General features: G+C 70.0%; 17 protein-coding genes. 11 read left to right on the forward strand and 6 right to left on the reverse strand.

Translation table 11 applies throughout. The annotated features are described in order from the left end of the window. The first annotated feature begins 22 nt into the window (after nucleotides 1–22). Complete coding sequence (locus AB0F15_RS24775) at nucleotides 23–400, forward strand: hypothetical protein (protein WP_360274814.1); 378 nt, start codon at nucleotides 23–25, stop codon at nucleotides 398–400. On the opposite strand, the gene AB0F15_RS24780 is transcribed toward AB0F15_RS24775, so the two are convergent. After that, nucleotides 355–792, reverse strand: coding sequence for a L,D-transpeptidase (locus AB0F15_RS24780; RefSeq protein ID WP_360274608.1), 438 nt, complete (start codon nucleotides 790–792; stop codon nucleotides 355–357). The two genes, AB0F15_RS24775 and AB0F15_RS24780, sit on opposite strands and share 46 nt — an antisense overlap. A 77-nt stretch (nucleotides 793–869) precedes the next feature. Next, on the reverse strand, nucleotides 870–1,775 hold the full coding sequence (locus AB0F15_RS24785; RefSeq protein WP_360274610.1) for a hypothetical protein: 906 nt from the start codon (nucleotides 1,773–1,775) through the stop codon (nucleotides 870–872). Nucleotides 1,776–1,897: 122 nt separating this feature from the next. On the opposite strand from AB0F15_RS24785, the gene AB0F15_RS24790 reads away from it, so the two are divergent. Beyond that, a complete protein-coding gene (locus AB0F15_RS24790) occupies nucleotides 1,898–2,203 on the forward strand; it encodes a hypothetical protein (protein WP_360274612.1) in 306 nt (101 codons plus the stop codon). Nucleotides 2,204–2,265: 62 nt separating this feature from the next. On the opposite strand, the gene AB0F15_RS24795 is transcribed toward AB0F15_RS24790, so the two are convergent. After that, nucleotides 2,266–2,847, reverse strand: coding sequence for a hypothetical protein (locus AB0F15_RS24795; protein ID WP_360274614.1), 582 nt, complete (start codon nucleotides 2,845–2,847; stop codon nucleotides 2,266–2,268). 386 nt (nucleotides 2,848–3,233) lie between these two features. On the opposite strand from AB0F15_RS24795, the gene AB0F15_RS24800 reads away from it, so the two are divergent. Beyond that, complete coding sequence (locus tag AB0F15_RS24800) at nucleotides 3,234–4,109, forward strand: helix-turn-helix transcriptional regulator (RefSeq protein ID WP_360274616.1); 876 nt, start codon at nucleotides 3,234–3,236, stop codon at nucleotides 4,107–4,109. A 43-nt stretch (nucleotides 4,110–4,152) separates the two neighbouring features. Then, nucleotides 4,153–4,863, forward strand: a complete 711-nt coding sequence (locus tag AB0F15_RS24805; protein ID WP_360274618.1) for a 2OG-Fe dioxygenase family protein — start codon at nucleotides 4,153–4,155, stop codon at nucleotides 4,861–4,863. Nucleotides 4,864–4,993: 130 nt separating this feature from the next. Here AB0F15_RS24805 and AB0F15_RS24810 read toward each other — a convergent pair whose 3' ends face one another. After that, on the reverse strand, nucleotides 4,994–5,374 hold the full coding sequence (locus tag AB0F15_RS24810; RefSeq protein WP_360274620.1) for an STAS domain-containing protein: 381 nt from the start codon (nucleotides 5,372–5,374) through the stop codon (nucleotides 4,994–4,996). A gap of 174 nt (nucleotides 5,375–5,548) precedes the next feature. Here AB0F15_RS24810 and msrA point away from each other — a divergent pair, with 174 nt between their 5' ends. The 5 genes from msrA to AB0F15_RS24835 all read left to right on the forward strand — a co-directional run bounded on the left by msrA (nucleotide 5,549) and on the right by AB0F15_RS24835 (nucleotide 11,387). After that, the gene (msrA, locus tag AB0F15_RS24815) at nucleotides 5,549–6,064 is read left to right on the forward strand and encodes a peptide-methionine (S)-S-oxide reductase MsrA (RefSeq protein ID WP_360274622.1); all 516 of its coding nucleotides are present in this window, start codon (nucleotides 5,549–5,551) and stop codon (nucleotides 6,062–6,064) included. Nucleotides 6,065–6,385: 321 nt separating this feature from the next. Beyond that, the gene (locus tag AB0F15_RS24820) at nucleotides 6,386–8,662 is read left to right on the forward strand and encodes a M4 family metallopeptidase (RefSeq protein WP_360274625.1); all 2,277 of its coding nucleotides are present in this window, start codon (nucleotides 6,386–6,388) and stop codon (nucleotides 8,660–8,662) included. Nucleotides 8,663–8,809: 147 nt separating this feature from the next. Next, nucleotides 8,810–9,787, forward strand: a complete 978-nt coding sequence (locus AB0F15_RS24825) for an ATP-binding cassette domain-containing protein (RefSeq protein ID WP_360274628.1) — start codon at nucleotides 8,810–8,812, stop codon at nucleotides 9,785–9,787. After that, nucleotides 9,784–10,587: an ABC transporter permease gene (locus AB0F15_RS24830; protein WP_360274631.1), complete on the forward strand. Its 804-nt coding sequence runs from the start codon at nucleotides 9,784–9,786 to the stop codon at nucleotides 10,585–10,587. The genes AB0F15_RS24825 and AB0F15_RS24830 overlap by 4 nt, the downstream gene beginning before the upstream one ends. Before the next feature lie 89 nt (nucleotides 10,588–10,676). Next, the gene (locus AB0F15_RS24835) at nucleotides 10,677–11,387 is read left to right on the forward strand and encodes an MBL fold metallo-hydrolase (RefSeq protein ID WP_360274634.1); all 711 of its coding nucleotides are present in this window, start codon (nucleotides 10,677–10,679) and stop codon (nucleotides 11,385–11,387) included. 4 nt (nucleotides 11,388–11,391) lie between these two features. Here AB0F15_RS24835 and AB0F15_RS24840 read toward each other — a convergent pair whose 3' ends face one another. Further along, a complete protein-coding gene (locus AB0F15_RS24840; protein WP_360274637.1) occupies nucleotides 11,392–11,817 on the reverse strand; it encodes a nitroreductase/quinone reductase family protein in 426 nt (141 codons plus the stop codon). Next, on the reverse strand, nucleotides 11,814–12,374 hold the full coding sequence (locus tag AB0F15_RS24845) for a DUF6069 family protein (protein WP_360274639.1): 561 nt from the start codon (nucleotides 12,372–12,374) through the stop codon (nucleotides 11,814–11,816). Before AB0F15_RS24845 ends, AB0F15_RS24840 begins: the two co-directional genes overlap by 4 nt. A gap of 104 nt (nucleotides 12,375–12,478) precedes the next feature. Here AB0F15_RS24845 and AB0F15_RS24850 point away from each other — a divergent pair, with 104 nt between their 5' ends. Together AB0F15_RS24850 and AB0F15_RS24855 are read left to right on the forward strand one after the other, a co-directional pair. Then, complete coding sequence (locus tag AB0F15_RS24850) at nucleotides 12,479–13,444, forward strand: SDR family NAD(P)-dependent oxidoreductase (RefSeq protein WP_360274642.1); 966 nt, start codon at nucleotides 12,479–12,481, stop codon at nucleotides 13,442–13,444. A gap of 48 nt (nucleotides 13,445–13,492) precedes the next feature. Next, on the forward strand, nucleotides 13,493–15,046 hold the full coding sequence (locus AB0F15_RS24855) for a protein kinase (RefSeq protein WP_360274645.1): 1,554 nt from the start codon (nucleotides 13,493–13,495) through the stop codon (nucleotides 15,044–15,046). Nucleotides 15,047–15,262: the final 216 nt, after the last annotated feature.

The following is a 15,262-nucleotide window of genomic DNA, read 5'->3' on the forward strand; positions in this document are numbered from 1 at the left end:
TAACCCGACGCCCGCGTCGGCCATCCTCCCGGGGGGGGAGTACTGGCGGCCCACCGGCGGGGCGGCCACGGCGCTGCCGGGCCGGCGCGCCGGGCCCGGCGTCGCCGCCGGGCTGGTCGCGCACGTCGTCGTCTCCGGCGCCTGGACCTGCGTGCTCGCCGCGGCCGCGCGTCGCCGGCGGCTCGGCGCCGGTGGTGGCGCGGTCGCCGGTCTGGCCATCGCGGCGCTGGATCTCGGGATCGCGGCCCGCGCGTACCCCGCCGTGCGGGCGTTGCCGCGGGGGCCGCAGATCCTGGATCACGTGGTGTTCGGCGCCGTCACCGGCGCGCTGCTCGACCGTCCACAACGGACGGATCAGGGCACGACCTCGACGACGTCACCCGGGTGCAGCGAGTTGTAGAAGGTCACCGCGGCACCGTGCGAAAGGTGCACGCACCCGTGGGACTTGGCCTTCAGGCTGCCCTGGTGGAACGCGACCCCGGTGGTGGTGAAGAACACCGAGTACGGCATCGGCCCGTTGTACTGCTTGCTGTAGTGGTCGATGTCCTTGTACTGCACGTGGAACTTCCCCAGCGGGGTCGGGTACTTCGGCAGTCCCACGGTGATCGGGACGCCGCCGTAGGTGACGTTCCCGGCGCCGTCGGTCAGCCACGCGGTATTCGAACTGCGCTGGACGCAGGCCTTCGCTTCGGCACTGCACGGCGTCGACGCCGCTTCAGCCGTTCCCGCGAACGCCACGGTCCCCGCCATCGCGGCGACCCCGCCCAGTAGTGCGATCATCCTCCGGTTCATCGTGCGCCTCCCGTTGTCGTTCGGCTACGCAAAGAGAGTGCCCAGCCGACCGATCTTCGAATCGGGAGAACCGGGAATCACTCCGGCGGCCGGGAAAGCCCGAGGAACTCCGTCTGTTCGCGGTCGTAGCGCCGGGTCAGGCCGGTGCCGTAGCGGTCCCACCAGTTCTGCGTGTGGCCGCCCTGGGTGGTCGTCGTCCCGCCGTAGATCCGGCGGTCGTATTCGATGCGCGCGTCGCGGAACTCCTGCTGGAACTGCTCGGGCGTCAGGCCCTGCACGTGCTGGATCGCCGCGTCGCCGAGCGTGCGTGAGCTCCGCACGATGTCGTCGCCCGCCAGGTGGTTGAGGATGGCCCGCACGCCGCCGGCCCCGCGCATGTGCGCCCCGGACATGATCGCGGCCTGGGTGCCGGGATCGGTGAATTCGAGGGCGCCTGCCGTGCGCGCGTTCGCGGTCATCAGGTCGGCGACGACCGCGCGTTCCTCGGCGCTGCCGATCCCGTAGCGCTCGCGCGCGGCGATGATCCGGTCGTAGCCGTTGTGCATGTTCTGCCGGAAGCCGTAGGCCTCGGGCACGCCGCCCTGCTCCCCCGTCGCGCCTTCGGACCGCATGATCGAGTCGACGACGCGGGGATCCAGCTGCCGTGGCGCCGCCGCCGCGGCCGCGGCACCCCCTCCCTGCCCGCCGCCGTAGGCCTGGGCGACGTCGGAGTCCGCGGCGCGGTAGCCTTCCGCGGCCGTCCGGACGTTCTGGTTCACGTTCGTCACGAGGTCGAGGAGTTTCTGGAGCGCGCCGGCCAGCGAGGAGTGCAACGCCGAGTTCGCGGCCGCGACCGCGCTGCCGATCCCGGCGAACGACAGTGCGTCCAGCACCAGGCCTTCCAGGTCGCGGGTCGCCGACCGGAAGGCCGACCCGACGTCTTCGACCGCCTCGACGACCGCTGCCATCTCCGCCGTTTCGGCGCGGTAGGTCCCGGCACTCATGGTCTGCTCCCTCCGGACACCGGCTGTGCCCGTCGAGAATTCCCCACCGCACCGGCCCGGCCCACGGCCGAATTACCCACTGGTCCCGGCCGGACTGCCCCCACCGGCGCTAAGGTCGGGAGATGAGCACACCCGACGGCGACCCGAACGTGGTCGAGGGCGAGATCGTCGACGACACCCCGACCGCGGCACTGGCGATCCCGCCGGCACCGCTGCCGGACCCGGACTACAGCGAAGGCGGCGTGCCCAGCTTCGACTTCGTCCGGGACAAGATCGAGAACCGGTACACGACGTCGCTCGGCGCCGCCGATGTCGCCGGCCTCGGCACGGAAAACACGGCCGAGACCCTCGACAAGAAGATCGCGGACCGCGACCAGGCGGCGAAGGACCGCCTGGCCGAGATCCGCCGCTCGATGCGCGGCGAGTGACCTGAAACCCGGTGGACCGGGAGCGCGTCCACCGGGCAGGGCGGTTACCGACCGTACAGGGATCAAACATGCATTCCGTCGCTCGTGCCACCGACAGCAGGCATGTCAAGCTTAGGCAGTCCCAGTCGCCGCACGATGACCTCGCTTGCGCTTCGACCACCCGATTTTCGCACCAGAACGACCAAATACTCGAAGTAAACCAAGAAACCGGTGGGTGCATCACTCGGACACACACGTATCCGATATACGCGTTCCGCCATGATATAGGGCTGCAGCAGATACCAGGCCCGCATGATATGCGTCCCCAAAGAACTCAGGATAACATCCTTCTCTATCATGCCAAAAGCCAACAATACACCCAAGTAATCGAAGAAGTAGCATACTGCATACACGCTGTCTCGGTGTGCCGCCGAGAGCGAGTCGATCCCTTCCCCCTCGGGGGGATCCTCACCGATTCCAGCGAACACCTTGGTCAGATGCTCACGAAACTCGACCGAACGAACTTGCTGGAAGACTTCGGTGGTTACGCGCAGCGAATTCGCCTTCAGCAAGGACACACTGTTTCGACGGGTCGCCCAGATCGCCGCGCCCACAGCGCCGATCGACGCCAACAGAGATATCCACGAGACAAGAATATTCATCATCGACCGGACTCCGTCCCCGAGCAGACTGACACTGTCATCAGTAGCACGCCGGGACGACGAAAAGTAAAGTCGATGCGAGATTCGTAATGGGACAGACCTCGCCCCGAGACTCATAGAGCCGGAAATTCTCTACGTCAATTTCCGTGCCGCAACCAAGTTCCGTCGAACCCGTCCGATGCAAATCCCACACTGCGGGGTTGCATCCCGCAACCCATCCGGCCGTCCGGCAGGTACGCCTTGGACCACGTACACGGGGCCTTTCGCTAGCCCATACGAGGCAAAACGGCGGAAGTGCGGACCCGGCTCCGGTACTGTCTTGCTCAGCGGGAATCCCAAAACACCAGTTCCCGCCCTGCAACCCAGCGTATCGCAAGAACGAAGGTCCCATGGTCACCACGCAAGGCCCGATCGTGCCGCGCCGACGGATCGCGGACACGCTCAAGAGCCTGCGCGACGAGTCCGGCCGCACCCTCGAGGAAGTGGCCGAAGCGCTGCTGGTCTCGACGTCGAAGCTCTCCCGGCTCGAGAACGCGCAGGGCAGCCCGCAGGCCAGGGACGTCCGCGACCTGATCCGCTTCTACGGCATCGAGAACACGCAGCTGGCCGAGCAGCTGATGCGCTGGGTGAAGGCGTCCGGGCGGCAGGGCTGGTGGACCGACTACTCGCAGACCACGGCGACCCCGGGGCTCGACGCCCACCTCGCGTACGAGTCCGAAGCGGCGGTGGCCCGGATCTACACGATCCCGCTGCTGCCGGTGCTCCTGCAGACTCCCGACTACGCCCGCGCCCAGTATTCGACGCACGAGCCGTGGTGGTCGGCCGAAGAGGTCGAGCGGCTCGTCGAACTGCGGGAGCACCGCAAGCACGTCCTCACCGAGCGCGACGACATGCCCCCGCTGAAGCTGGTCGCGGTGACCCACGAGTGCGCCGTCCGGCAGTTGGTCGGGTCTCGCGAGATCATGTGCGCCCAGCTGGACCACCTGGTCGAACGGTCGACCGCGCCGAACATCGAACTGCGCGTGTTCCCGTTCTCCCACCCCCCGGAATTCTCGATGACCTGCATGTACGCCTATTTCGAGTTCGAGAACGAGCTGGACCGCGACATCGTGCACATCGAAACCCACGCCGGATTCCGGCACATCGAGACCGCCAAGACGGTCGAGTACTACCGCGGGTACCACGGCGCTCTGGTGGCCGCCTCCCTCGAACCCGACGAGAGCCGCGCGCTGATCCGCCGGGTCCAGGCCGAGCAGTTCGGCTGAACCAACTCCGCACGCTCCCCTTCCTCCACGTTGGGACGAACGTATGGCTCTCGACCTTTCCGATTCTGCCGGTGAAGACCTCTCGCTGGTTCGCAAGCAACTCGACACCGATGGCTACGTGGTCGTGTCGGACGATGAACTCGGCCTGCCCGGCACACGGCTGCGCGACCACCTGCTGCGCACGTACTTCACCCCGGACGTGCTCCGCCGCTACCCGGGCGACATCCCCGCCGACCGGGAACGCGCCCGTGATGTCGTCGAGTACGCGTGGCACGGCGAGACCCCGGCCCTGACCGAGCACCCCGAGATCGCCATCGAAGACCGTGGCGGACGCCCCGAGCGCCGTGAGTACTCGCGTACCCCGGTGGCCCATGATCCGCTGTTCGCGTCCTGGATCCGCGCCGCGCTGAGCCTGGTTCCGGTATACCGCCGCCGGCCGCGGGGGACGTTCGGTGTCAACATCTTCCGGACGTTCACCAACATCGTGACCCGACCGCACGCCGACGGAGAGGAGCTCGTGTTCATCTATGTCGTGGACCGAGCCGGCACCGGCGCCTCGACGTCGCTGTTCCGCCCGGAGGACCCAGGCACGCCCGTTCACGCGCAGCGGCTGGAACCCGGACAGCTCATCGTGTTCGAGGATGCTCGGTTCATGCACACCACCAGCCCGCTGATCGCCCCGCCAGGCGACCGCCCCCACCGCGACACGCTCGTGTGCACAGCGGACTATCCGCAGACCTACGGGCTCGGCTGACTCCGCTCCGCCGAAGCCTGCGGCGGCCGGTCTCGGTGTGCGCCGAGCCGGTCGCCACTAAGTGTGACGGCGTCGTGGATGTCGGACCGCGGCTGACCGAGATCCTGGCCGCGCCGCTGAACGGCGCGAGCTAGCACGACAGCCACCACCGCATTTCGACCGGCTGGTACGCGGCGATCGCGAGCAGCCGGTGGGCGAACACCGGCACCTGAACGTTCAGCCCGGTGAGCCGGACCGCTCGCTCGACCTCGCCGCCGGACGGCGCGATCAGGCAGCCCGCCATCCGGCGTTCCCGGCACAGGGCGAACACGCGCAGTACGCCGACGGCCCCCCGGACCGAAAGGAACTCCAACCTGCCGAGGTCGAGCACCAGCAGGTGCGGCCCCGGCAGCTCGCAGATGGCGGCTTCGAGCACCGTCGTCCACCGCAACACCGAGTCGATGTCCAACTCGCCTTGCACTTCGGCGACCAACGCGCCGCCAGTCTGTTCCGAGGCGATGTCGTCGCGCATCGCGCCTCCCGGGAGTCATCCCGTCCCGGGCCCATCGTCCCACGTCGCACCGCCGGAAGCGACGGCGAATCGGGGGCACCGGACGTCAGGCTTCCGTAATGCCCGCGTGGAATCATCGGGGGCCCGGGGAAGTTGTACAGGCGGTAACACCGCACGAGGAGAAGGAGTGACGCCGTGACCACGTCAACCGAAAGGGCCGTCCTGGCCGGCGGCTGCTTCTGGGGGATGCAGGAGCTGTTCCGCCGTCAGCCCGGGGTGCTCTCGACCCGGGTCGGTTACAGCGGCGGCGACGTCCCGAACGCCACCTACCGCAACCACGGCACGCACGCCGAGGCCATCGAGGTGGTCTACGACCCCGCCCGGACCACGTTCCGCGACCTGCTCGAGTTCTTCTTCCAGGTGCACGACCCCACGACGAAGAACCGCCAGGGCAACGACATCGGCCTGAGCTACCGGTCGGCGATCTTCTTCGAGAACGACGAGCAGAAGCGCGTCGCCGAAGACACGATCGCCGACGTCGAGGCCTCGGGGCTGTGGCCCGGCAAGGTCGTCACCGAGGTCAGCCCGGTGGGTGACTTCTGGGAGGCCGAGCCGGAGCACCAGGACTACCTGCAGCGCATCCCGAACGGGTACACGTGCCACTTCGTGCGCCCGGGCTGGAAGCTCCCGAAGCGTGAGAAGACCGCCTGACCCCAGCACCACCGAGGGCCCCTTCGCCGATCACTCCGGCGAAGGGGCCCTCGTCGTTCGGACGCAGTCAAGATCGTCCGAACGGCGGTGATCCTGATCAAGTCCTCAATGGACAGTCAGCAGCCGAAGTCCTAATGGTGTCGAATGTCCTATTTAGGAGGTATTGCGACTTCCGGATAAGACCGTACGTTCGTCGCTTGTTCACGAGGCTTGTACACCGGATCCTGATTTCCGCTAAGCCGCACCATTTTCCCCGCCATCCCCGTTCTCGGCCCGGCTTTGTCCCCGGGTCGGTTCGCCCTGCCCGGAGGAGATCTCTCGATGCAACTGAGACGTCCTATCGTCTTGGCCGCGAGCGGCGCGCTGATCGCCGCGGTGTGCACGACCACGACCGCCCAGGCCCAGCCCGCCGCCCCGAACGCCGTCCAGGACGCCCAGACCATGGCCGTCTCCGCGGCGGCCGGTCTCGTCGCGAGCAAGCCCGCCGTGCTGCACGCCGGCGCGGACGACGTTTTCCTGGCCAAGAAGGCGATCTCCTCGACCAACGGCCTCCAGTACATCCCCTACGAACGCAGCTACAAGGGCCTGCCCGTGGTGGGCGGCGACTTCGTGGTGGCGACCAACTCGACGGGCCAGGTGCTCGGCACCTCCGTCGCCCAGGACCAGACGATCAACCTCGCCACCACCACCGCGAAGGTGTCGAAGGCCGCGGCCGAAGCGACCGCGCGGCAGCAGCTGTCCGCCGTGGACAGCGTGAGCCCGGCGGAGCAGGTCGTCTACGCGCTCGGCACGCCGACGCTGGCGTGGAAGAGCACCGTCGTCGGCCGGGACGCCGAAGGGCCGAGCCGGCTCGACGTCGTCGTCGACGCCGCCACCGGCAAGGTGCTCCACACGCAGGAGCACGTCATGAACGGCGACGGCACCAGCGCGTGGAACGGCCCGAACCCGGTGCACCTCGACACCACGCACTCGGGCAGCACGTACACGCTGAAGGACCCGGCCATCACGAACACGGCCTGCCAGGACGCGGCCAACAACACCACGTTCAGCGGGCCGGACGACCTGTGGGGCAACGGCACCGCCAGCAACCGCGAAACCGGCTGCGTCGACGCACTGTTCGCCGCCCAGACCGAGAACAAGATGCTCTCGCAGTGGCTGGGCCGCAACGGTTTCGACGGCAGCGGCGGCGGCTGGCCGATCCGCGTCGGCCTGAACGACCAGAACGCCTACTACGACGGCACGCAGGTCCAGATCGGCAAGAACACCGCCGGCGGCTGGATCGGCTCGATCGACGTCGTGGCGCACGAGCACGGCCACGGCATCGACGACCACACCCCCGGCGGCATCTCCGGCTCGGGCACCCAGGAGTTCGTCGCGGACGTCTTCGGTGCTTCGACCGAGTGGTTCGCGAACGAGCCGGCTCCCTACGACCAGCCCGACTTCCTCGTCGGCGAGCAGGTGAACCTGGTCGGTTCCGGCCCGATCCGCAACATGTACAACCCGTCGGCGCTGGGCGACAAGAACTGCTACGACAGCTCCGTCCCCAACGGTGAGGTGCACGCGGCCGCCGGCCCCGGCAACCACTGGTTCTACCTGCTGGCCGAAGGCACCAACCCGACCAACGGGCAGCCGACCAGCACCACGTGCAACAGCTCCTCGGTCACCGGCCTCGGCGTGCAGACCGCGGTGAAGATCTTCTACAACGCGATGCTGCTCAAGACCTCCGGCAGCTCGTACCTGAAGTACCGCACCTGGACGCTGACCGCGGCGAAGAACCTCTTCCCGGGCAGCTGCACCGAGTTCAACACCGTCAAGGCGGCGTGGGACGCGATCAGCGTGCCGGCGCAGTCGGCCGACCCGACGTGCTCGGCGACCGGCACGGTCACCGTTTCGAGCCCGGGCAACCAGTCCACCACGACCGGCGCCGCGGTGAACCTGCCGCTGTCGGCCTCGGGCGGCACGGCGCCGTACACCTGGTCGGCCACCGGCCTCCCGGCCGGCCTGTCGATCAACGCCTCCACCGGCACGATCTCGGGCACCGCGACCACCGCGGGCACCTCGAACGTCACGGTGACGGCGAAGGACGCGGCCGCCAGGACCGGCACGGCGTCGTTCACCTGGACCGTCGGCACCACCGGCGGCTGCTCCGGCCAGAAGATCGTCAACGGCGGCTTCGAATCGGGCAGCGGCAGCTGGACCGGGACCACGGCCGCCATCGGCCAGTGGAGCTCGTCGGGTGAAGCGGCTCACGGCGGCACGTACAGCGCCTGGCTGGACGGCTACGGCTCCACCCACACCGAGTCGGTCGCGCAGTCGGTCGCCATCCCGGCAGGCTGCCACGCCAGCCTGACGTTCTACCTGCACATCGACACCGCGGAGACGACCACCTCCACCGCCTACGACAAGCTGACCGTGGCCAACGGCAGCGCGACGCTGGGCAGCTACTCCAACCTGAACAAGGCGACCGGGTACGCGCTCAAGACCATCGACGTCTCGTCGGCGGCCGGCAGCACGCTCGCGCTCAAGTTCACCGGCACCGAGGACAGCTCGCTGCAGACCTCGTTCGTCATCGACGACGTGGCCGTCACCCTGAGCTGACCTGAAGCACAGGCACCGCCGAGGCGGGGAGACCGGGAAATCCGGTCTCCCCGCCTCTTCACGTCCGGGGCGTCTCCGGGAGAAACCCGGAGGACAAACCAGACAGGGTGGCCTAGCTTGTCGGGTGTCACCGGAAGGGGAGCCGACATGCCACAGCCGGAACCGGACGTCGCCGTCCGGGTACGCGGGCTCGTGAAGACCTATGGTTCGACCCGCGCGCTCGACGGCGTCGACCTCGACATCCCGGCCGGGCAGGTGCTGGGGCTGCTCGGCCCGAACGGCGCCGGGAAGACCACCACCGTGCGCATCCTGACCACACTGCTGCGCCCGGACTCGGGCGAGGCGTTCGTGGCGGGTTACGACGTGCTGGCCGAGCCGGACCAGGTGCGGCGCCGGATCGGGCTGTCCGGCCAGTACGCGGCGGTCGACGAGAACCTCACCGGCTTCGAGAACCTCTACATGGTCGGCCGGCTCTACGGCAGGCGGAAGGCTCAGGCCCGGTCGCGCGCCCGGGAGCTGCTCGCGCGGTTCCGGCTCGCCGAGGCCGCCGACCGGCCGGCGAAGGGGTATTCCGGCGGGATGCGCCGCCGGCTCGACCTGGCCGGTGCGCTGGTCGCCGAACCGGCCGTCGTCGTGCTGGACGAGCCCACCACCGGCCTCGACCCCGGCGGGCGCCTCGACACCTGGGCGGTCATCAAGGAGCTCGTCGCCGACGGCACGACCGTGCTGCTCACCACCCAGTACCTCGAAGAAGCCGATCAGCTCGCCGACTCGATCGTGGTGATCGACCACGGCCGGGTGATCGCGCGCGGCACCGCGGACGAGCTCAAGGCCCAGATCGGCGGCGAACGCCTGGAGCTGGTCGTCGCTTCGGCCGCGGACCTGCCGGTCACCCTGGACGTCCTGCGCGAGGTCGGCACCGGCGAACCGACCGGCGACGACCACACACGGCGGGCCGAAATCCTCGTCGACACCGGGCCGAAGGCGCTCATCGAGGCCCTGCGCCGGCTCGACTCCCACGGCATCGCGGTCCAGGACGTCGGACTGCACCGGCCCACGCTGGACGACGTCTTCCTGTCCCTGACCGGCCACGGTGCCGAAGCCACCGAGGAGGCGGCGAAGTGAACGCGTTCGCGAAAGGCATCTCCGACGGCGGCATCGTCACGTGGCGCAACCTGATGAACGTCCGCCGCAACCCCGACTGGCTGATGGCCGCGACCCTGCAGCCGATCATGTTCGTGCTGCTGTTCGCCTACGTCTTCGGCAACGCGATCGGCGGCGAAGCGGGCGGCGCGGCGTACCGCGAGTTCCTCATCGCCGGGATCTTCGCCCAGACGGTGGCCTTCAACTCGGCGTTCACCGTCATCGGCTTCGCCAACGACCTGCAGAAGGGCATCATCGACCGGTTCCGCTCGCTGCCGATGTCCCGGATCGCGGTGGTCCTCGGCCGCACGACGTCGGACCTCGTCGTCAGCGTGGTGGCGCTGGTCGTGATGTCGCTGTGCGGGCTGCTCGTCGGCTGGCGGATCCGCGGCAGCTTCTGGGACGCGTTGCTCGGTTACCTGGTGATGCTGATGTTCGCGTGGGCGCTGTCCTGGGTCGGCGCGCTGATCGGCCTGGCGGCGCGCAGCGTCGAGGTCGCCCAGAGCCTCGGGCTGGTCTGGATGTTCCCGCTGAGCTTCATCTCGTCGGCGTTCGTCCCGACGCAGACGCTGCCGCCGTTCCTCAAGGCGATCGCGGACTGGAACCCGTTCACGGCGGTGATCAACGCGACGCGGGACCTGTTCGGCAACCGGTTCGGCGCCCCGCCGTCGGGGTGGCCGGCGGAGAACGCGGCGCTGTACGCGATCCTGTGCTGCGTGGTGATCATCGCGGTCTTCGCTCCGCTGGCCACGGCGCGGTACCGGCGGGTGGCGAGCAGGTAGCCCCGCCGCCCGTGCCCGGCGGTTTCCGCGGTGGGACACGCCCGGCGGACTTGATTGCGCCGGGCGGAGCCGACTGACACGGTGTACCGATGCTGAAGCAGGTGGCCGACGGCGTTTGGGTCCGGCAGAGCGAGTGGGTCTGGAGCAACACCACCGTCGTGCGCGGGGACGATGGCCTGGTCCTGGTCGATCCCGGGATCAACGGTGCCGAGCTGGACCAGCTCGCCGATGACGTGGAGCAGCTCGGCCTGCCGGTGGTCGCGGGGTTCTGCACCCACCCCCACTGGGACCACCTGCTCTGGCACCCCCGGTTCGGCGACGTGCCCCGCTACGCCACTCCCGCCGCCGCGGAGGTGGCCACGGAAGCCCGGGAGCGGGCGCAGGCGATGGCCGCGGAGAGCGCGTCGGGCATCCCGCTCGACCTGGTCGCGCTCCTCACCCCGCTGCCCGCGGACGGCAGCCCCGTGCCGGGCGAGCTCATCGAGCACGACGCCCACGCCGTCGGCCACGCCGCCGTCCTCCTCGCCGACCGTGGCGTCCTGATTGCCGGCGACATGCTCTCCGACGTCCTGATCCCGCTCCTCGACCCGCGCCGCCCCGATGGTCAGCCTGCCGCCTACCGGGCGGCCCTCGACCGGCTGGAGGAGGCCACCCGGCACGTCGACGTGGTGATCCCCGGCCACGGCGCCGTGGCCGAAGGTCCCGAGGTGGCGGCCCGCTTCGCCGTCGATCGGGCCTACCTGGACGCGCTGCGGCGCGGAGAGGAACCGGCCGACGAGCGGTGGGGAAAGCGCCGGTAGCGGCTCAGTCCTCTTCGGACAGTTCGACGATCGGGATCGCCCGTTTGGCCTGCCGTGCCTTCGCTTGGTGATCGGCCAGGAACGGGTAGTGCTCCTCCAGCTCCGTCCACGTCCGCACGTAGTCCGCGCCGAGCAGCGGCAGCGCCTCCGCGTCGAACTCGCGACCGTCCACCTCCACCCGCACCCGTGAGTCGGCTTCGAGGTTCAGGTACCAGTCCGGGTGCCGGGGCGCGCCCACGTTCGAAGCGACCACGAGCAGCCGGTCGCCGTCGCGGTGGACCATCATCGGGACCGTGCGGGGCTCCCCCGTGTGGCGCCCCGTCGTCGTGAGCAGCGCCAGCCGCTCCCGGTGCATGCCCTCGACCTCACCGCCCGCCCGGAACTGCTCGATCACCCGGCGGTTGGTCTCCCGGATGTCCACCACGGTCACCGGTCGTAGTAGCGGGTCGGCGGGTCCTGCTCGGTCCACTGCTGCCGGGTCGGCGGCTGCTGCCGGTTCGGCGGCGGCGCGGCGCTCTGCTGGCTGCGGCGCCGGTGCAGCGTCCGCGCGCTGGCCGCCATGCTGTTCACCACCGCGGCGATCACCAGCCCGATCACCAGGTTGATCACCGCCGTGGCGATCTTCGCGCTCGGCGCGACCGCCAGCGTCAGCGGCAGTACCACGGCGATCAGCGTGACCAGCACCATGATCCAGCCGAAGAACTGGGACGGCGCCGGCGTCGCCACGCTCAGCAGGTGCATCAGCCCGGTGGCGAGCAGGGCCACCGCGGCGGCGACCAGCGCGTACGTCGTGGTGCTCGCGTTGCCCCAGACGCCTTCGCCTTTTGGGGCGAGCACTTCGACTTCGAAGATCCCGCGCGCGATCAGCAGCCCGACGACGGCGAGCAGGGCCGCGACGACCGCCGTCGCCACGCCGCCCGCCCACAAGCGGCGCGCGTCGATCCCCGGGCGGACGTCCTGGGGCTGGTTCCCGTAGTAGTCGGACATCAGAGCCTTCCTGGGTCGGCTGCGCCTGTCCCCCTGATTGTCCCCCGTTTCGGCCCCGGCCGCGATTTGCGCTGGAGTGCACTCCAGCCCGTAGCGTCGGATCCATGACCACCGCACAGCACAAGATCGGTTCGGGCTTCGGCGCCACCACCACGGCCGCCGAGGCCGTCGCCGGCGTCGACCTCACCGGGAAGCTCGCCGTCGTCACCGGCGGGTACTCCGGGATCGGCATCGAAGCCACCCGCGCGCTGACCCGCGCCGGCGCCCACGTCGTCGTCCCGGCCCGCCGCCGCGAGACCGCCGAGGAAGCGCTCGCCGACGTCGAAAACGTCGAGGTCGACGAGCTGGACCTGAGCGACCTCGAAAGCGTCCGCACCTTCAGCGAACGCTTTCTGGCGAGCGGACGGCGGATCGACCTGTTCATCGCCAACGCCGGCATCATGGCCTGCCCCGAGACCCGCGTCGGGCCCGGCTGGGAGGCCCAGTTCGCCACCAACCACCTCGGCCACTTCGCGCTGGTCAACCGGCTGTGGCCGGCGATCGCCGAAGGCGCCCGGGTGGTTTCGCTGTCCTCGCGCGGCCACCACTACTCGCCGATCCGCTGGGACGACGTCCAGTTCGAAAGCGGTTACGAAAAGTGGGCGGCCTACGGGCAGGCCAAAACCGCGAACGTGCTCTTCGCCGTCCGGCTCGACGAGCTGGGCGCCGAGAAGGGCGTCCACGCGTTCGCGCTGCACCCCGGCGGCATCATGACGCCGCTGCAGCGGCACCTGCCCCGTGAAGAAATGATCGAACGCGGCTGGATCGACGAAGCCGGGAACTACCTCGTGCAGTTCAAGACTCCCGAGCAGGGCGCGGCGACCACGGTCTGGGCCGCCACTTCGCCGCAGCTGGCCGGGCTCGGCGGGCTGTACCTGGAGGACTGCGACGTCGCCGAGCTCGCGCCGGAGGACGCCGAGGGCCTCGCTGCCGGGGGTGTCCGGCGGTACGCCCTGGACCGCGAGGAGGCCGCGCGCTTGTGGACGTTGTCGGCGCAGCTCACCGGCGTGGACGCGTTCGCGGGGCGGTGATCGCGACCTGACTGTCACGCCGGCGGGCCCGCGGACGATACTTTCTTCGTGATCTTCCGACGTTTGCCGGGCCAGGGTCCGGGGTACCCGGCGCTCGTGGCCGACGAAGCCGGGAGAACGAAGCGCCCGCCGACGAGCGACGAGGCGGAGGTCACGTCCGGTCGTTACGCACTGGGCGAATTCGCCATCACCCCGCGACGCGCCCTCGACGACGAGCGGCCGCCCGCGCTGCTGGGCGGGCGCTACGAGGTCGGCAGGCTGATCGGCAGCGGCGGCACGGCCCGCGCCTACCGCGCCTACGACGTGCGGCTGGCCCGCGAGGTCGCCGTCAAGATCTACGACCGGGACGCGGTGGCGCTCGACCAGCGCCGCCGGCTGCGCGAGATGACGATCCAGGGCAGCATCAGCCACCCGGGCGTGGTGGCCCTGCTCGACAGCGGCACCGAAAACGGCCGGACGTACCTGGTGATGCAGCTGGTCGAAGGGGAAAACCTCGCGGAACGGCTGCTGGGCGGCCCGATGCCGGCGTCGGACGTGCTGGCACTGGCCGACGGGCTCGCCGAGGCACTGGCCCACGTGCACGCCCAGCGGATCGTGCACCGCGATCTCAAGCCGGCCAACGTGTTCCTGTCCGCGGACGGTCCCCTGATCGGCGACTTCGGCATCGCCCACGCCCTCGACGCCACCCACATCACGGGCACGGGCCTGATCCCGGGCACGGCCGCCTACCTGGCGCCGGAGCAGGTGTCCGGCGAGCCGGCGGGCCCGCCGGCGGACGTCTACGCCCTCGGCCTGATCCTCCTGGAATGCCTGACGGGCCAACGGGAGTACCTGGGCACAATGGCCGAGGCGGCGATGGCGCGGCTGACCAGACCGCCCCGGATCCCGGAAGACGTACCGAGGGCCCTGGGCTACACGCTGCGCCGGATGACGCAACGCGAACCCGCCGACCGGCCCACGGCCGCGAAGGTGCTGGCCATGCTCCACGCCCCGCCGCCGACGCTGCCGTGGAGCAGACCGGAGCGCAGCCGCACCTGGGCCGCCGACAACACCACCGCGGCCGCCCACGGCTCGGCCGCCACCAGCGCAGACCCAGCCGCCGATCCGGCGCACCCCACAGCCGCGGCCCCCAGCCCCGCACGCCGCGGTGAGGCCGCCGCCGGCGGCACCCCCGCCGACGCTCCGACGCACGTCCACCACGTCACGCCCGTCACTTCGCCGCCCGTCGGCCGCCCGAAACGCCGGCGGCTGGCCGCCGCGGCCGGGTTGACCGCCGCCGCGGTGGCTGCGGTGGCCGCGGTGCTGCTCGTCCAGCACGACACCGGGACCGGCTCCCCCGCCCAGCTGCCCGCCGCGAACTCCCCGGCCGCTTCTTCAACGCCGCCGTCGTCGCCTCCGCTCGCGGAATCCCGCACCCCGGCGCCGCACTCCGGCGCGGGAGGCACCGGTCCGCAGCCGGGAACCAGCAGCGGACCGGCGTCGCTCGAACCCGCCGCCGTCACGCAGACGACCCCGATCGCCACCGCCGAGCCGCCGAAGCAGGGCAAGCCCGAGAAGACCGACAACCCCGGAAAGGGCAAAGGCAAGGGCCACGGCTCCTGAGCCGGCCGCACGGGACCTCCGGCACGCGGATCCGGGTCCAACGGCCCTGGTGCGGAAAAGCTTTGGAAACGACAGATAATTCGATTCACGAATTGGGACTCGAACCAATAACGACCGGTAACCGGAGCGCGGTTCTGGCCGACACACTTCACGTGCCGTCCGTGCGTGGTTACGCGCCGGCACTGCCGCCGGAATCCCTCCCGGCCGGTTCGACGA

This window comes from Amycolatopsis sp. NPDC026612, assembly GCF_040638285.1.
Taxonomy (GTDB): domain Bacteria; phylum Actinomycetota; class Actinomycetes; order Mycobacteriales; family Pseudonocardiaceae; genus Amycolatopsis.